The sequence below is a fragment of the Rhodococcus sp. WS3 genome (assembly GCF_003797085.1).
Classification (GTDB): domain Bacteria; phylum Actinomycetota; class Actinomycetes; order Mycobacteriales; family Mycobacteriaceae; genus Rhodococcus_F; species Rhodococcus_F globerula.
The window spans coordinates 2,977,359-2,996,594 of sequence record NZ_RKMA01000001.1 but is presented as its reverse complement, the minus strand read 5'-3'; the positions used below and the strand labels follow the sequence as shown (position 1 = coordinate 2,996,594).

Here is a 19,236-nt window from a genome sequence, read left to right as displayed (position 1 = left end):
TGTCGAAGCAATCAAACTTGACGCATTGAGACAGGATTATTGACCCTTGGGGCAGCCAAGGGTCGCATGACCCACTGAGATTACGAGTCCCGAAACGTCAATAGGCTTGTCTCATTATGTCAAATATCGATGGACCGATCCGGCTATCGTGACCCCGATACAAGAGTGTCAAGCGCCTCGTAGATCGCGCCGTCACAACGTAAATCGGGTTCCGCCCCCGGCGATCAACCACAGTGGCAGACCCGCGCCGGCGCTACGCCCCGAACATCACCAAACAACCCCGGAGACGGCAATGACCAACCCTTCCGCGAACGCCCCCTCAGTACCCACCGTCGTGATCGTGCCCGGCCTACGCGACCACGTCGACGAACACTGGCAGACTTTGCTGGAAAACAAGCTGGACCGGGTACGTAGCGTGCCTCCCCTCTCGGAGAACAAACTCAGCCTGGCTGCCCGGATCGCAGCCCTCGACGCGGTGATCAGCGACATCGACGGACCGATCGTGCTTGTTGCCCACAGCGCCGGTGTCATGATCACAGTCCACTGGGCTCTACAGGCGAATCGCCCGATCGTGGGCGCGCTGCTGGCAACTCCCGCGGACCTGGAACGCCAACTACCCGAGGGTTATCCGATGCTGGAGGATCTCAACAGCAACGGATGGTTGCCCATTCCCCGTCGCCAACTGCCGTTCCCGAGCATCGTCGCAGTGAGTTCGAACGACCCGCTGGCCGATCGGCTCCGAGTGGCCAACATGGCCGAGGTCTGGGGCAGCCGTCTGGTCGACCTCGGCGACGTCGGGCACCTGAATCCTGCCTCCGGGTACGGGGAATGGTCGCAGGCCGAGGAATTCATCGACGAGCTGACCCAGGTTCGCGAAGACGTCGTCTCGCAAACGCTGACCTGAGCCCCCCTACCTACACTTCGAAGGACACGCAGCGATGCTCAATTTATCTGCATTACTGGAAGATTCGGCTCGGCGATACCCGGATCGAGACGCCGTCGTGCTCGGCGACGAGCGCCAGTCCTACGCGGAACTGAACCGCCATGCGAACAAGATCGCAAGCCTGCTCGTGGCCCGAGGCGTGCAACCCGGTGACAAGGTTGCGCTCTCCTGCCCGAACATCCCCGAGTTCCTCGCGGTGTATTACGGGATCCTCAAGGCTGGTGCAGTGGTGGTACCGCTCAACATCTTGCTGAAGGGCCGGGAGATTGCGTACCACCTCAACGACTCAGATGCGAAAGCATACTTCTGTTTCGAAGGTGGCCCCGACCTGCCGATCGGCGAGTACGGCCTCGACGGGTTCCAGGGTGCTCCCGCGTGCAGTCACATGTTCCTGATCACTGCCGATCCGCAGGGGCCGTCGCAACTCGCGGACGTCCACACGGTTGCCCAGGCGATCGCTGCGACGCCAAACGAGTTCGAAACCGTGGTGCGAGAACCGGCGGATACGGCAGTGATTCTCTACACCAGCGGAACCACGGGAGCTCCGAAAGGCGCAGAGCTCACCCACTCCAACATGGTTCTCAACGCGCTCTGCGCCAATCGCCTCTTCGACAGCACCCCAACACAACTCGATACGTGCCTGATCACGCTCCCACTGTTCCACTCCTTCGGCCAAACCGTCGCCATGAACTCCGCACTCTCCGTCGGCTCGACGCTGGTCCTGATGCCCCGGTTCGAGGCCGCCGCTGCGCTCGCGTTGATGGAGCAGGAAAACATCACGGTCTTTGCCGGCGTGCCCACTATGTACTGGGGTCTGCTCGGCGCGCTCGACGGAGGAAATGTGGATGTCGAGAAGATTGCGCGGAACATGCGCAAGGCGATCTCCGGCGGCGCAGCATTGCCCGTGGAGATTCTCACCCAGTTCAAGAGGCAGTTCGGCGTCCAGATCCTCGAAGGCTACGGGCTGTCCGAGTCTTCGCCGTTGGCACTGTTCAGCGACCCGCAGCGTGATCCTCGGCCGGGATCGATCGGAGTCCCGATCTGGGGCATCGAGGCGCGACTGGTGGACAAGCACTGGAACACCGTCACCGGCCAGGATCAAGTCGGTGAGATCGCTCTGCGCGGCCACAACGTCATGAAGGGCTACTACAACCGCCCCGACGCCACTGCCGAAGTCATGCATGACGGCTGGTTCCGCACCGGCGACTTGGCTCGCGTCGACGAAGACGGCTTCTACTACATAGTGGATCGCGCGAAGGACCTGATCGTTCGCGGTGGATTCAACGTCTACCCTCGCGAAATCGAAGAAGTCCTCGTGACCCACGACGCCGTTTCGCTCGCCGCCGTCGTCGGGTTGCCCGACGAGAGACATGGCGAGGAGATCAAGGCGTTTGTCATCCTCCACCCGGCAGCGCAGATCACGGCGGACGATCTGATCGCGTGGTCGAAAGAACAGATGGCTAGTTACAAGTACCCCCGCCACGTCGAGTTCGTCACCGAACTGCCGATGACCGCAACCGGGAAAATTCTCAAGCGCGAACTCACGGACGCCTCAACCGCCCGCTAGACCTGCTCGAATCGAACAACAAACGGAGGAATGATGACCGAGGACACCAACAGCTATCCAGTAGTCGAGGCGATGAAGGCCGGCGGCGGCTGGAATACGCTCTGGGACGGGTTGTACGACATGGACCCGAACTGGACCGAACTGTATATGAAAATGGCGATGGAGCCGTACCAGAGCGGTGTCCTCTCACCGAAAGTTGTTCAGCTGCTGTGTATCGCCGTCGACGCCTCCGCCACCCACATGTATGCACCGGGTACCAGGCGCCATATCCAGGCAGCCTTGGACATGGGGGTGACTCCGCAGGAGATTCTCGAGGTCCTCAAGCTGGCAACCGTGGTGGGTATCCACTCGTGCAACGTCGGCGTTCCGATCCTCGTCGAGGAGATGGAAGCACACAAGCAGCGTCAGTCGGATAACTGAATTTGGCAGTTCTTTTGTGCCACAACATCAGCTGACAGACGAATGGGCACCTACTCGCAAATAGCGGGTGGGTGCCCATTCGAGTTGCAATGCCGGATCAAGCATCCATTGCAGGCGCTTTCTGAAGATTCTCCAGACGACGAATACCGGCCGGGTACGCACGCTTGCCCGCAATAAAGGCAACCACGGCGGCAATGTAGACCAAGGGTGAAAGCTGCAGCGCTCTCAGGAGTCCGAGATGATCGGCAAGAATGCCGATGACAAAGGGACCGAGCGCCAGTCCGAGCAGGTTGTTGGCGACCGTCAGCGTTCCCATGGCCGATGCGCGGATCGAATGATGCGTGAGGTTGGCGACCATCGCCGCTGTCGGACCCGAACAGCCGGCAGAGAAGAATGCGCCGATTCCCAGAAGTACGAGTTGCGCTGTGCCCGTGCCTAACCGGAGACCGATACCCAAGGACACCAGGGAGATCACACAGTAGACGATCGCCGTAGTCCACTTCTTTGCCGAGTTGTCACGGCTGAACCGGTCGGTGATGAATCCGCAGACCACCATGCCGCTGCCGACCAGGAGAACGAACACCGAAGCCATGACTCCGGCCTTGTCCGGCGCAAGATCGTAGTAGCGGTTGAAGAAACTCGGCAACCACGCCAGAAGCACAGCGGCAGTGAACATCTGCAGCCCGCCACCGATGTAGGCAAACAGCACCGCCGGATTGGTGAACAATGTCGATACCGGCGCCCGGTACCCATCCGGTTCCGCTGCGGCGCCGGCGGAACCCTCGACGGCGTAAGCGGCCAACTTCTTCTCGGTAACCAGAGCGCGGAACAGCGCAACGAGGATGAGACCGAAGATCGCCATCGCGGCAAAGGACCAACGCCAACTGAACTGAACGGCGATGAACCCGCCGATCGCAACACCGATCACCGAACCGAACGAACCACCGGCCATGAAGGCACCGGCCAGCATTGCATGCACTCGCGGTGCAAACACGCTGAGCACCACGGCAATACCGACACTGCCGTATGCGGCTTCACCGACACCGACGAGGAATCGCGCACCGAGCATCTGTTCATAGGACTGGGCAATCGCGCACAGCAGAGTAGCGACACTCCACAACACGGCCATCAGGATCAGGCTCTTGACGCGGCCCCAACGATCGGCCAGAAGTGAGAGCGGGAACGTCAGCAACCCGACCATCAGCGCGACAACACTGCTCAACGACGCCAAATGCGAATCGGAGAGATCCCAATCCGCTTTCAGGATCGGGAAAACCGCGCTGAGGACCTGTCTGGACATGTAGTCCGAGAGCAGGAGGCCGAAGGCCAGCGCAAAAACGATCCAGGGGTATATCTTTCGCCGTCCACCGCTGCTGCGTGCGGTGTCCACGCTGAGCGTGGAAGTAGCCTGTAATCCCATGATTCTCCTTGGAGCATTCGAGGAAGGAAGACGACGGCGGAACCCTGGTCGAGGTATAAGTTTCCGGAAATCGCCTGATGGACAAAAGGTTCGGAAATTTTCTAGCAACAAGCTCTGGAGATGACTCGGGGGCATGAACTGTCACAGCTCATGCCCCCGGAACTACCGTCAGGCGTGGTGGGTGAAACCCAACTGACCCGGCCGACGATTCGGCGCATAACCCAACTTCGCCAACGTCTCATCGGTATCGGCATACCTCTGACCGATCCGGTAAATATCGCGAGCTTCCTTACCCGTCGCCACCTCACGGCCCAACTCACCCGCAATACGCACCAACTGCTCGATCTGCTGCACCGACGTCATCTTCTCGCCCTTACGGCCCCAAATCGTGTCCTCGTTACCGCACCGCGCATGCAACCCCATCGCGATCGCCATCGTGTTCACCGGCAACACACTGCGCATCAACGTCTCGAGCGTCAGACACGCACCATCAGGAACCCGCGAAACGAAATTCATCATGTTGTACGGATTCGGACCGTCGAACCCACCACCGATCGCCACCCACGTCAAATTCACCGGACCCGTATAGATCCCCCGACGGATCAACCGCTCCACCGTCTCGAGCTGCGGAATACTCGAGAGCTGGAAATGCGGCTGAATACCCGCCTCCTGCAACCGACGCAAATGCTCCGCCACCCACTCCGGACCCGCCGGAACCGTCATCTCCCGATACGTATTCGCCAACTCCGGACGCTCCATCGACGTCCCCGCAATATCATCCGGGGTCATCAACTCCATGATGTTCATCTGCGACGTATTGATCGCAATCGTCACCTGATCCGGAGCCGGATCCAACGTCGCCAACATATGCCGCACATCATCGGAAAGCCACTTCGCATCCGCACCTTCACCTTCCGGCGCAAACGAAATCGACCCACCCACCTGCAAAATCATCTCCGGCACAGCCTCACGCAAACGACCCAACAACTCGTTGAACTTCGAAAGCCGCTTCGAACCCTTACCGTCAAGCTCACGAACATGAATATGCAACACCGTCGCACCCGCGTTGTAGCAATCCACCGCAGTCTGAACATGCTCGTCCATCGTCAACGGCAGATCCTCCGCAAAATCGTCCGGCTCCCACTCCGGACCATACGGCGCAACCGTAATCACAAGCTTCTCCTGAACCTCCGGGAACAAGGCATCATCGTGAAAATGCATAACAAAACTCCAATCAAACGAGATGAGAAAGAAGGGGGGACGATCAGAACGGTGCGTCGCCGACTATTCCGGCGCGTTCCATCTTTCGAACTGCAGGCCAATAGTCCTGCACTGCATAGTGTTGCGTTGAACGGTTGTCCCAGATTGCGACGCTGTTCTCGGTCCAGCGCCACCGAACCTGATACTCGGGAATCTGGGCCTGGCTTGCGAGGTAGTTGAGCAAGTTACTCGAGCCAGGAGCGAAGTCGATGCCGTATCGAATGTTCTCCGGTGTGTGGTAATTGACGAGGTGCGTCGCAAACGAATTGACAAAAAGAATCTTCTCGCCGGTCTCGGGATGCGTTCGCACAACGGGATGTTCGGCGTCCGGAAAGCGCTCCTTGAGCTGATGGCGCTGTTCGATCGGCATCCTGGCACCGAAGCTCGACTCGATACTGTGCCGGGCTTTGAGGTCCTTGATCTGGTCCTTGATGCCGGCAGGCAGATTGTCGTATGCCAGTGCCATGTTCACCCAGATGGTGTCACCTCCGACGGGTGGTGTCTCCACACAGCGGAGTACGCATCCCATCGGTGGATTCACGCGCCACGTCGCGTCGCAGTGATAGGCATTCTCGAAATGCTCCGGCGGACTGTCGAGGTCTTTGTAGATGCGGACCAGCCCGGGATGTTCGGGATCGCTACCCAGCGCGGGATGATCCTCGAGGTCGCCGAAGCGTTGTGCCAGTTCTACGTGCTGCGCCCGGCTGAAGTCCTGGTCACGGAAGAACAGAACCTTGTGCTCGAGCAGGAGCGATTTGATTTCGGCGAACAAAGCGTCGTCGCGAGCGACAACGCCGAGGTCCACTCCGGACAGTTCGGCACCGATGGAGCAGGTCAGCTTCTCGACGGTGATCGACCTGGTGGCCGTATCAATCAGCGTTGCAGTGTTATTCATGACGATTCCCCTTTCGACGGATGGCGTCAGACGGTAAAGACGGAGGAACCGATACTGCGGCCGGATTCCAGATCGTGGTGCGCACGCACCGCATCTTCGAGTGCATACCGCTGATTGATTCCGATCTTGATCCGCCCCTCTTCGACGTGCGAGAAGAGCTCGGCGGCCAATTCGGCGCGCTCCGCCGGATCGGCGATGTAGTCGGCCAAGGCCGGTCGAGTGACAAAAAGAGATCCCTTGACCGCCAACTGCATTGCGTTGATCGGCGGCGTCGGCCCTGACGCGGTTCCGAAGCACACCATCAGCCCTCGGCGTGCCAAGGAGTCGAGTGAGACCTCGAACGTGGACTGCCCGATGCTGTCGTAGACAACCGGCACACCGACACCACCGGTGATCTCCTTCACCCGCGCAACAACATCCTCGCGGGTGTAGATGATGACCTCGTCGCACCCGTGCGCCAGGGCAACAGCTGCCTTCTCGTCTGTGGAAACAGTCCCGATCACCTTGATGCCCAGCAGCTTTGCCCACTGAGTGAAGATCAAACCAACTCCACCTGCAGCAGCGTGCAGCAGAACGGTATCCCCTGCCTTCAGCGGGTAGATGCGGCGCAGAAGGTAAGCCGCCGTGAGGCCGCGCATGGTCATCGCTGCTGCCGTCTCGAAATCGATACCGTCGGGCAACGGGATCAGGTCGGCAGCCGGCATGATGCGCTCGGTGCTGTACGCCCCGAGCGGACTGCCGGTGTAGGTCACCCGATCCCCCACACTGAAATCGGCAACACCCGCACCGACCGCCTCGATAGTTCCGGCACCCTCGACGCCCATACCGGCAGGCAATTGTGCAGGGTAGAGGCCACTTCTGAAGTATGTGTCGGCGAAGTTGAGTCCGACGGCGCCGTGGCGAATCCGGACCTCACCAGCCCCGGGCTGACCTACCTCGACCTCTTCCCAACGCATGACAGACGGGGTACCGATCTCGTGGAATCGAATGGCGTGTGCCACGATGCTCTCCAATTCTGTGGGCATACTCGACAAACTCGGTCGAGCTATGTTCGTACGCAACAACTTCCAGAAGTTACTTTCGACTCCGGGGTCGCGATCTGATGTGAACAACACTAGGTGAGATCCGGCTCACATGCTTAACTGTACGAGACACGCAGCACAACATTTCGGGACATTAAGTCAAGAACTAAGGAACCTCGTGAAGCCACTCGCCCGCTATGCGTCGCTCAACCGCTACGTCGACCTGTGTCGCTCGGTCCACATCGATGCCGTCGACCTGATGAGGAGCGTCGGCCTCGCTCCGGCAAGCCTGGCCAACCCCGATCAGTGGGTGCCAGCAGCCTCGATTGCCGCGCTCCTCGAACTGTCCGCAACGGAATCCGGGCGCGAAGATTTCGGCCTCCTCCTCGCCGAACTCCGCAGGCTGTCCAATCTCGGGCCGCTCAGCCTGGTCATCAGGGAAGAACCCGACGTCAGGAGCGCACTGGACGTCCTGATCCGGTACGAGCACACCTACAACGAGGCGCTTCGCATCCGCCTGACCGAGGTCAGCGGCTTGGCAACCCTGCGGATCGGCCTGGAGGTCGGCGATCCTGCCACTACGCGGCCTTCCGCAGACTCGGTCGACACCAGGCAGACCGTCGAACTCGCCGTCGGCGCAACCGTGCAGATCCTGCGGAGCTTTCTCCGGCCTGCCTGGCATCCGGTGAGCGTCGGATTCACACACAGTGCTCCGCAAGACACCAGTACACATCGACGAATTCTCGGCAACGCGGTGGACTTCGATCACGAGTTCACCGGAATCGTGTTCTATGCGAGCGATCTAGATGCCCGCAACGAACTGGCCGATGAGTTACTTCGCCCATATGCACGAGCATTCCTCGACTCGCTTCCCGCCGCGGATTCATCCGATACCCTCAGCCGTACAAGGGAATTGATCGAAGTGCTGCTCCCCACCGGACGATGCTCCGTCGAACATGTGGCTCGGAGCCTCGGCTTCGATCGGCGAACCCTGCACCGCCATCTAGCAGAATCGGGTGATACCTTCACGGCTGTTCTCAATTCGGTACGCAGTAGCCTCGCGCAACGCTTGGTGTCGAACCCACGCTATTCGTTGACCGACGTTGCCGTGCACCTCGGATTTTCTACTCAAGGCAGTTTCTCGCGGTGGTTTCGCACGCAGTTTTCGATGAGCCCCAGCGAATGGAAAGCCCAGCGCCAAGGGTGAGAACGATCAGCTGACCAACACAACACCGACCAAGGCGATCAGGGCCACCCAGACCGTCGACAATGCAGCCAAAACGAATGGGCGCACTCCGACGCCGCGGATCACACTCAATCGCACACCGAGCCCGAGCGCAAACATCGCAGCCGCCAACAATGCGGTTTGCACCGTCTTCGCTACGCCGAGAACCTCTTCCGGGAGAATCCCCGTTGAGCGCAGCCCCATGAATGCGATGAAGGCCAACGTGAACAGGGGCACCAGCGGTGGCCGCTTCACCTGGAGATTCGAATTGTCGGACATCGCACGTTGACGGATACTCAGGAACGCCATGACGGGCGCCAGCATCAGCACACGCGCAAGTTTCACAATGGTGGCAACACCCAATGCGGTGGCACCGAGAGCACTGCCGGCGGCAACAACCTGCGCAACCTCGTGAATCGACCCACCGGCCCACATGCCCGCGCTGACGTCATCGAGTCCGAAACTCCTCGCCAACAACGGAATTGTCGGAATCATCAACGTTCCGAAGATCACCACCAGCGCTACCGCAGTAAGTAACTCTTCTTCTTTTGCATTCACCACGCCATCCGCGGCGGCCACAGCCGCGGCGCCGCAGATCGAGAAGCCGCACGCAATCAGAATTCGCTGTGTCCACGACAGACCCAAAAGCTTTCCGGCATACATTGTTCCGGCGATGCCAAGAACAACGATCGCCACGACGACGGCGATCACACCCCAGCCGAGCCCGACGATGTCGCTGAACATCAACTGCAGACCGAGCAATGCGATTCCGATTCGCAGCAGTCGTTTAGACGAAAAAGTCAGTCCCGGCTGGAATTTCGCAGGCAGGGTGACAGTATTCGCCACGATCGTACCGGCGACGATCGCAATCAGCAGCGGACTGACAGCGGAAAAGAGCCGCCCGACCCCCAGCGCGATTGCCGCACCGACGGCGCACAGGGCCACTCCGGGCACGAGCGCAGTGATACTCGCCCACCGCCGCACAGGCGCCGGCGAGGCAACGGCCGGTTTGTCGACCACGGACTTCACATCGCTGTTCACTCGTCCAGAGTCCGTCAGAAATCATTGGTGCGGTAGCTCGATTTCTGCTATCACGACATATCAATACGATATGTCCGGGTAATTGGGTATAGCCTGAACGCATGACCCGACGCTGGCCGGACCTCACCACACTCGAGCTACTGGTCGGCGTCGATGATCACGGAAGCCTCAGCGCTGCAAGCCGTCTCGCGCATATCGCGCAACCCAACGCCAGCCGTGCGATCAAAGCGCTGGAACGCCAACTCGGTATGCCCCTAATCCACCGAAAATCAACCGGGGCGACGCTAACTCCGCAAGGCACCGTCATCGTCCATTGGGCCCGGCGTGTCCTGGCCAATTCGACACAGCTACTCGACGTGGCCGAAGGAATGCGGACCGAGCGATCGGCGGAGTTGACGGTCTGCGCCAGCATGACTGTTGCCGAACATCTGATTCCGGCGTGGCTGGGCACTTTTCGTGGGTTACACCCCGACGTCACAGTGCATCTGCAGGTCTACAACTCGACGCGTGTCATCGAAGCGATCGACGTGGGAATGTGCGATCTCGGATTTGTCGAATCCCCGACTGTGCCGAGGCACCTACACAGCATCACCGTCGCCCGCGATTCACTCGTGGTCGTTGTCGATCCCGATCACGCGTGGGCGCGTCGGCGTAAACCTCTCACCATCGGCGAACTGGCCATGACGCCGTTGCTGGTCCGCGAGCCAGGATCTGGTACTCGGACCACTCTCGATGTTGCGCTTTCGGAGTACGAGCGCGCGACGCCCCTGCTCGAGCTCGGTAGCTCGGCCGCCATCCGCACCAGCGTCCTCGGCGGTGTCGGACCGGCAGTGCTGAGCACTCTTGCAGTCAGTGAGCAGGTGAAATCGGGTGACCTTCGGGTTGTCCAGGTGGACGGCCTCGACCTCGCCCGCACCTTGCGAGCCGTATGGCGGCCGCCGCGGCAACTCGAAGGGCCGGCAGGCGACTTGGTGAAGCTGGTGCGGGCGAGTAGTACGCAGTTCGGCTGACTATTTTGCCTTTGCTGCAGCCTTGGCGGCTTTCTTGAACTCGCGGACCTCGAGGAGCGTCTGCTCGTCGACCACGTCGGCTATGGACCGCCGTGACCCGTCGAGTCCGTAATCCCCGGCTGCTTCGCGCCAACCGTCAGGCTGGACCCCGATTTGTTTGCCCAGCAGTGCCAAGAAGATTCGGGCCTTCTGATCGCCGTAGCCGGGCAGCGCCTTGAGTCGTTTGAGCACTTCCTTGCCGTTCGGATCACCCGACGTCCAGATCGCAGCGGTGTCACCGTCGTACTTTTCGACGATGAACTGGCACACGGATTGGATGCGTTCGCCCATCGACTTCGGGAAACGATGGACTGCCGGCGTCTGCGCGCAAATCTCGATGAACGCGTCCGTGTCCATCTCCGCGATGCGACGGACGTCGAGACCGTCCATGCGATCCGCGAGCTTCTTCGGCCCCAGAAATGCCGTCTCCATCGGAACCTGCTGGTCGAGCAACATTCCGAGCAACAAGGCCAACGGGTCCTCGGAGAGGAGAGCATCCGCTTCGGGGTCACCGACGAGATTCAGATGAAGTGCCATACATCCGATCCTGCCATGTCAGGCCGGTGTGTCTGCAGCTTCCAGATTCGGCACTGTCCATTTCTTCCAACCGAACACGATCAGCGTCATGGCAGCGGCCACGACAAACACCCACAGATAGACGGCCACCATGGCGATTCGCAGGTAGTCGGGCGAGGGCAACATAAACATTCCCATGCCGATAAAGCGGTCGGTGCCCTGCATATCCGCCGCGGGTATCGGCCACGTGTGCGACCAGTTCAGGACGGGTAGGAGGAACACGATCGGCACGACCCAAGCCCAGATCTTCTTCGACGCCATCGCGTAGTGAGAAGCCAGGATCACCAGCGGAACAAACCACACCCAGTGGTGACCCCACGAGAAGGGGGACACGGTTGTGGCGGTGAGCCCGGTCATGGTCAGCCCGAGCAACTTCTGCCCCCTGCGGTGAGCCATCCACGCAGCTCCCAGTCCGAGACACACAGCCACCACGCTGCACCCGAGAACGAGCACCTTCGACGGCGTCGGCGTATGCGTCAACTGAGCGATCAAACCCGACACCGACTGATTACTCGGTGAGTCGGTACGTCCCACCCGATCGCTGTCGAAGAGCGTGCCGGTCCAGTAGGTCAACGCGTCGTTGTACATCACGATGAAACCCAATGCCACCGTCGCGGCGAACGTGATCACCGCAGTCACCAAGGCGCGCCACTGCTTCGTGATGAACAAGTACGCCCAGAAGAACGCCGGAGTCAGTTTGACCCCCGCCGCGATCCCGGCGCCGATACCCCGAAGGCGACTTTTTTCGTCCCGGCCCAAATCCCACACGATCAACAGCAGCAGGAAAATGTTGATCTGCCCGAGCCACAGCGTCGTGCGTACCGGTTCCATGAACAGGAAAATGACCGTGGCCAACGCGCTCACCGCATACGTCTTGACGCCGAGGCGGTAGCCGAGATATTTCCAGCACAGCACGACCACCGCAAAAAGCGCGAGAACGTTGAGAACCGTCCACACGACGATCGCCTGTTGAAACGTGAGCACCGCCCACACCGTGAACAGGATCCCCGCAAACGGGGTGTACGTGAACATCATTCCCTGCAGAACCGGACCGTCGTACAACGGCAGTCCCTGCACCACAAAACTGCCGCCGTGGCGGTAGACGTCAAGATCGAGGAAATTGTGGAAAATGCCCCAATAGATCACATCCATCGGAACACCGAACAGAACCATCAGGACTGAAGCAACAGCAAGCACCACGAGAACGACAAAGCCGATCACACCGACCCGCATTATTCGCTGCGGAGTCGCCTGTCGTAATTCAGATGCCCCTGAACTCATCTCCACCACAGCACTTTCCGAAGCATTGACTGCACCCGCCACGTACAACCTCCGGATATGCGCCAATGTCAGGAACTGGTGCACCGAACGCTACAAGAGATGACCGACGCTCACGACTTGGGCGCGCCGTCACAGGCGACTCAGCTTTCGGTGAGACGCGATTCTGTTGCCGCCAACAGGACACACGTCGCGACACCGTCCATGGCTACCTCGAGATCCCCGAGTGAAGGGAAACTCGGGGCCAGACGAATGTTCCGATCATCCGGATCCGTGCTGTACGGGAAGGCAGAACCGGCTGCAGTGAGCGCAATACCGGCATTCTTCGCGAGTTCGATGACGCGCTTTGCCGTGCCGTCGACAACGTCGAGGCTGATGAAGTAGCCGCCCTTCGGCTCGGTCCACGACGCGACCTTCGACGCACCCAACCGATCCTCGAGGATCTTCAGAACCAACTCGAACTTGGGCGCGAGCAATTCGCGATGCTTCTCCATATGTGCGCGAACGCCATCCGCATCACCGAAGAATCGCAAGTGGCGGAGCTGGTTGATCTTGTCCGGGCCGATACTCTTCTTACCGAGGTACTTCTGGTACCACGCAAGGTTCTCGGCAGAGGCACCGAAGAAACTGACGCCGGCACCGGCAAAGGTGATCTTGGACGTCGACGCGAACACCAGCGGACGGTTGGGATGTCCGGCTTCTGCAGCCATCGTCAGAACGTCGTACGACGGTGCGATCTCACCGAACAGTGGGTGAACCGCGTACGCGTTGTCCCAGTACAAACGGAAATCAGGCGCCGCGGCCGGCATCGACGCCAGCTCGGAGACGATTTCTTTCGAATACACCGCACCGGTCGGGTTGGCGTACACCGGAACAACCCACATCCCCTTGATCTGCGGATCCGTGGCAACCAGTTCCGCGATCTTCGCGACGTCAGGACCGTCGTGGTTCATCGGGATCGCGATCATCTCGATGCCCAACGACTCGGTGATCGCAAAGTGGCGGTCGTAACCCGGAGCCGGGCAGAGGAACTTGATCTTCTCTTCGCGCGCCCACGGCTGCGCCGAGTCAGGAGTGCCGTGAAGAAGTGAGAACACCACGTTGTCGTGCATGATCTCGAGGCTCGCGTTGTTGCCGGCAAGAAGGTTGGCAACAGGAATGCCCAGCAGTTCACCGAAGATCGCACGCAGTTCCGGCAGCCCCGTCAGGCCACCGTAGTTGCGGCAGTCGGTGCCACTGCCGTCACGGAAATCACCGTCGCCCGGCAGCGCAAGCAACGCTGCGGAAAGGTCGAGTTGCTCAGGCGAAGGCTTACCGCGAGTCAGATCGAGGACGAGCTTCTGGGCCTGTAGCTGCGAGTACTTCGCGCTCTGACTCTCATGCTCGGAGGTGAGTTCTTCATGGCTCATCAACCCGATCTGGGTTTGGATAGGCATCCGGAGCGGCCTTTCACCGACGAGGCGGGGTCGGGATATGTGAAAAAAATAGAGGACCCCGCGCACCCGGCAGAGCCCGTTGACCCTTGCTGCCTTCCGGCCCTGGGGGAGTTCACAGGATGCGCGCCGCGCGGGATCCAATGAACAGTGTAGACGGCCTTCCGGAACCTTGGGACACCACCCGCCGCGTTTCGGTCGGCAGCCGAATTGCCGCCACATAGCCGCAGGTCAGATACCCGTTTAACGCTTCAGTCGTTCTCTTGGGTATGCTTCTCCACGGAGGATTCGCCTAGTGGCCTATGGCGCTCGCCTGGAACGCGGGTTGGGTTAACGCCCTCAGGGGTTCAAATCCCCTATCCTCCGCCAAAGGAACCCCCTGTGAACTGCTGAGAAGCGGTTCACAGGGGGTTCTTTTTTGCCAGCGTTTTTGCCGGGTTTCAGGCACGTCGCATGAACGAACCGCCGCCGAAGGGCGAGTCGTCGTCGACCGGTGCCCGGCCAGCTCGTCGCAGCAGATGAGTCTCGGGTACGGCCGGCACCTGATTGAACGCCTCCATTGCCCTGGCGACGCGAGAGTCGCGAAGGAGAGGCGCGCGTAGTTCCTGCGCGGCCGCCGCTGCTGCCGCGCAGGCGGTTCGGTGGGACGCTGTGATCGCGGCGGAGAGTGCAGCGGCGCCGGCCCGGAGGCCACTTTCGGTCAGTTGCAGGTCGGTAATCGCACCGAACGCGTCGACCTCGACGCTGACGGCACCACCTCCGGCATCTGCGCGGGCGCGAACTTTCCCGACCTCGATGTCGACTTGGCGGGCAAGGACAGTCAAACTCCGGAAACGAGGATGCGGGCCCGGTCATGGCTGATCGATCTGCACGGGCGCGTTCGGATGATCCGACGCTTCGGGTCGAGGGAAACACGGCGACGACCCGCTCAGTCCCGCTCCGCGTGGATGCTCGTCGAAGACCATCCGATATCCATCCGGCAAAATGGTTTCGGTGCTCGTCGTGTCCCCGGCGGAGTCGTACGTTCGAAACTTCCAGCCCCGCTCAGTCCACAGATTGCGGATCGTATCGCCGAAACCTGGAATGCTCGCAGCGTCAGAAGACTCGAGGAAATACGTCACGCCGTAGTCCACGGATGTGTCCTTCGACAGATTGCTGTCGTTGCACGGGACGGTGCCACCCGGGCTGAGGGTGACTTTTTTGTTCAGCTCGGAATACCGCGTCAGGTAGGCACCCGGCGGCAGTGCCGCGATCGTTTCGGTCAGATACTCGATCACCTTGGCCTGGGCCTGCGGGCGGGTCAGATTCATGTCGGCTTCCATCACTTTTCCGTTCTCCGTCGTCGTACACGCCGACAGCAGCACTACCACCGCGATACTGCTCGAGCCGAATGCTTTACGGCGTCGAGTTGCGTTGGTCATGGCGCTCCTAGTCCGGCGATCACGTGGCCCATACCGGCAAGAGCCGGATTGTTGTTTTTCCAGTACTCACTGTGCGCGGCCGGGCTGGGGAGCTCACCCAGCAGACCGGCGTCGATCCCGGTCCCGGGTGCGGATTCGACAACGGTGGCACCGAATCCGATCAATGGAAGATCGTTCGCGGGATTCGCGCCATGCGAGAGACTGCCGAACACGTCCCCAATCATCGGAACCGGATCATTGGCCGCGGCGGTGGCGTATACGTGGCCGCCGACATGTCCGGGATCGATGCCCTCGAGGGAGAGTCCCTCGACCCGGTCCATCCCCACTCCGGGGCTACCCACGAAAAACAGATCGTTCGCGTCGATCGATCGTCCGCCCGAGGCCGCAGCGCCGATCACGGTCGATCCGTAACTGTGTCCGATAACCGTGTTGTGCGAAGGCGTGCCGTCGTGGGATGCACGGAGACCGTCTTGGAACCGGTCCAGCGATCCGGCCCCACCATCGGCATACCCGTCGAGCCCTGCTTGCGGAATCGTTTGCGGCGCATCGTATCCGTACCAGGTCACCACGGAGGTCGATCCCTCGAGCCCCGCGAACCGTCGCTGGTATTCCGTCGAGTCCAACATCATTTGGGAGCGGTCGATGTCGCCGCCGATGGTTCCCAGGTGGCTGCCGGTGCCAGGTACGAACGTTGCGACGTTCGTCGCGGTGTCGGGATTATTCAGTGCCACGATGGCCCGACCTTTGTCGTCGACACCGAGCAGATACTTCTCCGAATCACCCTCCTCGGCGAGAGTGGGGTCGATCTGGTCGGCGAGGACGCCGTAACCGTCGAGACGCTGCTGCAGGTCCGCGCGTTGCTGCTGCCACCGCTCGTAGTCGCGGCGCGCCTGCTGGTCCGCCTCGTCCACGCTGCCCGCATCCGACGGAATGTTGCGACCCTTGGCCCAATCGGGGTGCCTGCCGTCGAGGTCGGCGAGTTCGGTCGACGTCGACGACTGCAGGTTGCCGAGGTTGATCCGGTTGAAATGATCGCGATCTGCGGCTGGCATCCCGTCCCTGTTCCCGATTCCCGGATCGAAAGCCGCGAGAGCATCTTTGTCGTTGGGGGACAGCGATTCCCAGAATTCGTTGAACTCCCTCGCACCGACCGGGGGGAACGCGTTGCCGTCGAGGATCGCGGCCACCCCCGCGCTCATCGTCTGCTGGGCGCTTGGGGACTGTGCGAGATCAGCGAGGTCTCCTGCTGCCTTCGACAAGGCCGCGGCAGCACCCTCGTCGAGGCTTCCCGCCGTGTGCAAGGCCGGAACCAGTCTCGCCTCGAAGCTGTGCGCCTTCTCGTCGAACGCAGCCTGCCCCAAGATGTCGAGTGCAGTGTTACCACTTCCGTACCGAGGTGCGCTCACCCGGCCGTCATCGGCGACAGCCATGCCCTCGGCGATCGCACTGTCCGCAATGTCGATCACCGCCGCCCGCGCCGGCCCCAACGCGGCAGCAGCTTCACTCAACGCGTCGGCTTCGGCGAATACTCCTGTGGTCAGATGTGTCGCGGCAATACTGTCAGCCAAGGCTCGCGCCGACGCTGCAGCCGAGGCTTCGCCTTTCCACTGATCGAGCGCGAAGTCGACCGCGCGATGCGCTGATTCCACAGCGTGCATGAAGTCCCGGTTCTTCTGCTCCAATGCCGTTGCAGCGGCGGCCAAACCAGTCGGATCCCAGGCGCGAACCTGCGAGATCGTCGCCATCTACACGGCCGCTTGGTAGGTGGCCAGCCGGTTCCGGAATGCGACCTCGACAGCGTCGTAGCTGCTCGCACTGGATTGGGCAGCGTCAGCCATGGACGTCAACATCTCCGAGGTAGCGCGGTATCCGGTGGTAATCGGGTCACCGGCCCTCGCGGCGGCCGGGCCGCTCGCCGAATCGGGCATCGCCGCTGCCGCGTCAGCGAGAATTCCCGACACGTCGATGCCGGCAATCACGGCTCCTTGGTTTCTCACCGCGTCGGCCAACGCCCGTAGCGACTCGGCGTCTGCTTGCAGTACTTCGTTCCCCATCTGAGCCCCCCGGCTACGTATCGACGTGCGAAAAGCAGCGTAGCAGCGCATTGCCTGAACCCTGGTCGTTCTTGTTTGTCAGCTCCCGCTCCTCGTGCCCGAAGTGGCCGGGCCGATAGTGATCTGCGACACTGACTGAAGTCGGTATTGACGGGTTGTCGGTATTGACGGGTTACCGAGACGAGCAGCAACAGGGCGGCACTACATGAGCGTGATTCTCGCGGCGACGGATCAGCCTGCGCTAGCGGAGACCTTCGGCGTCGAACTCAAGCGCGTCGGCCACACCGTTCATCTGTTCGCGTCCGGACGAAACAGCCTCGACGCACTCGGCACCGACAGCTTCGACGTTGCCGTTCTCGATCTTTCACTCCCGGACATCGACGGCTTCGAGGTCGCCCGCCAAATCCGTCTCCGCAGCGAGATTCCGATCATCATGATCGTCGAGTCCCCCGAAGACATCGACGATGCACCACCACAAGTCGCGTCGGATTTCGCAATCAACCCACTCGACGCTCGCAGCCTCGATTCTCGGATAACGAGCCTCCTCCGCAGTACGCCCACCCCACAGACGGACAAGCGAGAGCGCCACGGCGAGTTGACGATCGACCGCCGATCCATGACCGCCACTATCCGCCGTCGACGCCTCGACCTCACGCGAACCGAATTGCGCCTGCTCCTCGAAATGTCGATGCACCCCGGCCACGTCTACTCCCGAACCCAGCTCCTCGCAAAGGTGTGGGGTGAAACGAATTCAACCAAGACTCGCGCCGTCGACGCCAATATTCAGAGCTTGCGGTCGAAAATCGAATCCGACCCGGCCAATCCCAAGTACATCAAGACCGTGCGCGGATTCGGATACAGGTTCGGTCCGATCGACTGACAAGAATCATCGGAAAACCACGGTGTCGGTAGCTCTGGCTAGGTTCGTGAAATGAGCTGGTACCTGCGAGAACTACTGCGTAGTGAAGCTCCCGACTGGCACGGCCCCGGGGACAGTGGTCACGTTCTCGGAAGATGTCCGAATAATCAATCGCCGCCCCGACCCCATCCTGAAGAATCAGTGGCATGACTACAGCCGATATCTCCCCCGCAGATCGCTACCGTGACCTCGCCGCCGGCTTCACCCAGCGGATCGACGCAGTACCTGAGGACCGGTGGGACAACAACTCTCCGTGCGAAGGGTGGACGGCTCGCGATGTGGTCCGGCACGTGATCGACAGCGAACGCGACATGGTCAAGGTCGTCGGCCTCGAATTGGCGCCGGGACCGTCCGTCGACGACAACCCGTCCGCCGCCTGGGCAGCAGTGCGCGATTCGATGCAGGCGATTCTCGACGATCCGGAAAAGTCGACCCTCGAATACGACGGACATTTCGGCCGCACCAACCTGGGAGCCACCGTCGACGGTTTTCTGTGCTTCGATCTGGTCATTCACGGCTGGGACCTTGCAGCCGCTACGGGCACCGACACCTCGATTCCGGAAAAGGACGTCGATTGGGTGTCACAGATTGCTGCCGGCCTCGGTGATTCCATTCGTATGGCAGGGGTGTGCGGCCCCGAGATCCCGGTTGCCGATGATGCCGACAAGGCAACCAAACTCCTCGCATATCTCGGCAGGGCCGTCTGAAAAACC

General features: G+C 60.9%; 19 protein-coding genes, 1 tRNA gene and 1 other RNA gene. 8 read left to right on the top strand and 13 right to left on the bottom strand.

The window, feature by feature from the left end; genetic code table 11:
* Positions 1-292 precede the first annotated feature (292 nt).
* From EEB13_RS13620 to EEB13_RS13610, 3 genes are read left to right on the top strand one after another with little or no spacing between them, the layout of a single operon-like run.
* Positions 293-904: an RBBP9/YdeN family alpha/beta hydrolase gene (locus tag EEB13_RS13620; RefSeq protein ID WP_141485455.1), complete on the top strand. Its 612-nt coding sequence runs from the start codon at positions 293-295 to the stop codon at positions 902-904.
* A gap of 34 nt (positions 905-938) precedes the next feature.
* Positions 939-2,510 carry a long-chain-fatty-acid--CoA ligase gene (locus tag EEB13_RS13615; protein ID WP_141485454.1) on the top strand — a complete coding sequence of 524 codons (1,572 nt, stop codon included), beginning with the start codon at positions 939-941 and terminating at the stop codon, positions 2,508-2,510.
* 33 nt (positions 2,511-2,543) lie between these two features.
* Positions 2,544-2,930 (top strand): carboxymuconolactone decarboxylase family protein, encoded by a 387-nt coding sequence (locus EEB13_RS13610; protein ID WP_218833740.1) that lies wholly within the window; start codon positions 2,544-2,546, stop codon positions 2,928-2,930.
* Positions 2,931-3,027: 97 nt separating this feature from the next.
* On the opposite strand, the gene EEB13_RS13605 is transcribed toward EEB13_RS13610, so the two are convergent.
* From EEB13_RS13605 to EEB13_RS13590, 4 genes are all read right to left on the bottom strand, one after another.
* Positions 3,028-4,350, bottom strand: coding sequence for an MFS transporter (locus EEB13_RS13605; RefSeq protein WP_141485453.1), 1,323 nt, complete (start codon positions 4,348-4,350; stop codon positions 3,028-3,030).
* A 168-nt stretch (positions 4,351-4,518) separates the two neighbouring features.
* Positions 4,519-5,571 carry a 3-keto-5-aminohexanoate cleavage protein gene (locus EEB13_RS13600; protein WP_033237424.1) on the bottom strand — a complete coding sequence of 351 codons (1,053 nt, stop codon included), beginning with the start codon at positions 5,569-5,571 and terminating at the stop codon, positions 4,519-4,521.
* Between the two features lie 43 nt (positions 5,572-5,614).
* Entirely contained in the window at positions 5,615-6,505 is an 891-nt protein-coding gene (locus EEB13_RS13595; protein ID WP_141485452.1) for a TauD/TfdA dioxygenase family protein, read from the bottom strand.
* A 26-nt stretch (positions 6,506-6,531) separates the two neighbouring features.
* The gene (locus EEB13_RS13590) at positions 6,532-7,506 is read right to left on the bottom strand and encodes a quinone oxidoreductase family protein (protein WP_141485612.1); all 975 of its coding nucleotides are present in this window, start codon (positions 7,504-7,506) and stop codon (positions 6,532-6,534) included.
* 199 nt (positions 7,507-7,705) lie between these two features.
* Here EEB13_RS13590 and EEB13_RS13585 point away from each other — a divergent pair, with 199 nt between their 5' ends.
* A complete protein-coding gene (locus EEB13_RS13585) occupies positions 7,706-8,734 on the top strand; it encodes an AraC family transcriptional regulator (RefSeq protein ID WP_141485451.1) in 1,029 nt (342 codons plus the stop codon).
* Positions 8,735-8,740: 6 nt separating this feature from the next.
* Here the strand turns inward: EEB13_RS13585 and EEB13_RS13580 are convergent, their stop codons facing one another.
* A complete protein-coding gene (locus tag EEB13_RS13580; RefSeq protein ID WP_141485450.1) occupies positions 8,741-9,793 on the bottom strand; it encodes a YeiH family protein in 1,053 nt (350 codons plus the stop codon).
* A gap of 101 nt (positions 9,794-9,894) precedes the next feature.
* On the opposite strand from EEB13_RS13580, the gene EEB13_RS13575 reads away from it, so the two are divergent.
* Positions 9,895-10,803, top strand: coding sequence for a LysR family transcriptional regulator (locus EEB13_RS13575; RefSeq protein WP_095887695.1), 909 nt, complete (start codon positions 9,895-9,897; stop codon positions 10,801-10,803).
* Here EEB13_RS13575 and EEB13_RS13570 read toward each other — a convergent pair whose 3' ends face one another.
* From EEB13_RS13570 to ffs, 4 genes are all read right to left on the bottom strand, one after another.
* Positions 10,804-11,379 (bottom strand): HhH-GPD-type base excision DNA repair protein, encoded by a 576-nt coding sequence (locus EEB13_RS13570; RefSeq protein ID WP_033235040.1) that lies wholly within the window; start codon positions 11,377-11,379, stop codon positions 10,804-10,806.
* An 18-nt stretch (positions 11,380-11,397) separates the two neighbouring features.
* Positions 11,398-12,741, bottom strand: coding sequence for a glycosyltransferase 87 family protein (locus EEB13_RS13565; RefSeq protein WP_261984520.1), 1,344 nt, complete (start codon positions 12,739-12,741; stop codon positions 11,398-11,400).
* A 98-nt stretch (positions 12,742-12,839) separates the two neighbouring features.
* Entirely contained in the window at positions 12,840-14,132 is a 1,293-nt protein-coding gene (locus tag EEB13_RS13560) for an aminotransferase class I/II-fold pyridoxal phosphate-dependent enzyme (protein ID WP_141485449.1), read from the bottom strand.
* A 43-nt stretch (positions 14,133-14,175) separates the two neighbouring features.
* An RNA gene (gene ffs, locus EEB13_RS13555) (signal recognition particle sRNA small type) lies at positions 14,176-14,275 on the bottom strand.
* A 135-nt stretch (positions 14,276-14,410) separates the two neighbouring features.
* On the opposite strand from ffs, the gene EEB13_RS13550 reads away from it, so the two are divergent.
* Positions 14,411-14,498: transfer RNA gene (locus tag EEB13_RS13550), tRNA-Ser, on the top strand.
* A 71-nt stretch (positions 14,499-14,569) separates the two neighbouring features.
* Here the strand turns inward: EEB13_RS13550 and EEB13_RS13545 are convergent.
* Genes EEB13_RS13545 through EEB13_RS13530 form a run of 4 tightly spaced genes read right to left on the bottom strand, consistent with a single transcriptional unit; the run spans position 14,570 to position 17,604 of the window.
* On the bottom strand, positions 14,570-14,953 hold the full coding sequence (locus EEB13_RS13545) for a YbaB/EbfC family nucleoid-associated protein (protein WP_141485448.1): 384 nt from the start codon (positions 14,951-14,953) through the stop codon (positions 14,570-14,572).
* A 27-nt stretch (positions 14,954-14,980) separates the two neighbouring features.
* A complete protein-coding gene (locus EEB13_RS13540; protein WP_141485447.1) occupies positions 14,981-15,550 on the bottom strand; it encodes a hypothetical protein in 570 nt (189 codons plus the stop codon).
* Positions 15,547-17,295: an alpha/beta hydrolase gene (locus EEB13_RS13535; RefSeq protein WP_141485446.1), complete on the bottom strand. Its 1,749-nt coding sequence runs from the start codon at positions 17,293-17,295 to the stop codon at positions 15,547-15,549. The genes EEB13_RS13540 and EEB13_RS13535 overlap by 4 nt, the downstream gene beginning before the upstream one ends.
* Positions 17,296-17,604 (bottom strand): hypothetical protein, encoded by a 309-nt coding sequence (locus tag EEB13_RS13530; RefSeq protein WP_033235054.1) that lies wholly within the window; start codon positions 17,602-17,604, stop codon positions 17,296-17,298. It lies immediately after the preceding gene.
* Between the two features lie 205 nt (positions 17,605-17,809).
* On the opposite strand from EEB13_RS13530, the gene EEB13_RS13525 reads away from it, so the two are divergent.
* Positions 17,810-18,484: a response regulator transcription factor gene (locus EEB13_RS13525; protein WP_141485445.1), complete on the top strand. Its 675-nt coding sequence runs from the start codon at positions 17,810-17,812 to the stop codon at positions 18,482-18,484.
* 185 nt (positions 18,485-18,669) lie between these two features.
* On the top strand, positions 18,670-19,230 hold the full coding sequence (locus EEB13_RS13520) for a TIGR03086 family metal-binding protein (RefSeq protein ID WP_045066469.1): 561 nt from the start codon (positions 18,670-18,672) through the stop codon (positions 19,228-19,230).
* The last annotated feature ends 6 nt before the right edge of the window (positions 19,231-19,236 follow it).

What these genes read in the sequence shown, in the direction of transcription:
- EEB13_RS13620 (WP_141485455.1), top strand. Translation starts at nt 293, where the DNA reads ATGACCAACCCTTCCGCGAACGCCCCCTCAGTACCCACCGTCGTGATC.
- EEB13_RS13615 (WP_141485454.1), top strand. Translation starts at nt 939, where the DNA reads ATGCTCAATTTATCTGCATTACTGGAAGATTCGGCTCGGCGATACCCG.
- EEB13_RS13610 (WP_218833740.1), top strand. Translation starts at nt 2,544, where the DNA reads ATGACCGAGGACACCAACAGCTATCCAGTAGTCGAGGCGATGAAGGCC.
- EEB13_RS13605 (WP_141485453.1), bottom strand. Translation starts at nt 4,350, where the DNA reads ATGGGATTACAGGCTACTTCCACGCTCAGCGTGGACACCGCACGCAGC.
- EEB13_RS13600 (WP_033237424.1), bottom strand. Translation starts at nt 5,571, where the DNA reads ATGCATTTTCACGATGATGCCTTGTTCCCGGAGGTTCAGGAGAAGCTT.
- EEB13_RS13595 (WP_141485452.1), bottom strand. Translation starts at nt 6,505, where the DNA reads ATGAATAACACTGCAACGCTGATTGATACGGCCACCAGGTCGATCACC.
- EEB13_RS13575 (WP_095887695.1), top strand. Translation starts at nt 9,895, where the DNA reads ATGACCCGACGCTGGCCGGACCTCACCACACTCGAGCTACTGGTCGGC.
- EEB13_RS13570 (WP_033235040.1), bottom strand. Translation starts at nt 11,379, where the DNA reads ATGGCACTTCATCTGAATCTCGTCGGTGACCCCGAAGCGGATGCTCTC.
- EEB13_RS13560 (WP_141485449.1), bottom strand. Translation starts at nt 14,132, where the DNA reads ATGCCTATCCAAACCCAGATCGGGTTGATGAGCCATGAAGAACTCACC.
- EEB13_RS13540 (WP_141485447.1), bottom strand. Translation starts at nt 15,550, where the DNA reads ATGACCAACGCAACTCGACGCCGTAAAGCATTCGGCTCGAGCAGTATC.
- EEB13_RS13535 (WP_141485446.1), bottom strand. Translation starts at nt 17,295, where the DNA reads ATGGCGACGATCTCGCAGGTTCGCGCCTGGGATCCGACTGGTTTGGCC.
- EEB13_RS13530 (WP_033235054.1), bottom strand. Translation starts at nt 17,604, where the DNA reads ATGGGGAACGAAGTACTGCAAGCAGACGCCGAGTCGCTACGGGCGTTG.
- EEB13_RS13525 (WP_141485445.1), top strand. Translation starts at nt 17,810, where the DNA reads ATGAGCGTGATTCTCGCGGCGACGGATCAGCCTGCGCTAGCGGAGACC.
- EEB13_RS13520 (WP_045066469.1), top strand. Translation starts at nt 18,670, where the DNA reads ATGACTACAGCCGATATCTCCCCCGCAGATCGCTACCGTGACCTCGCC.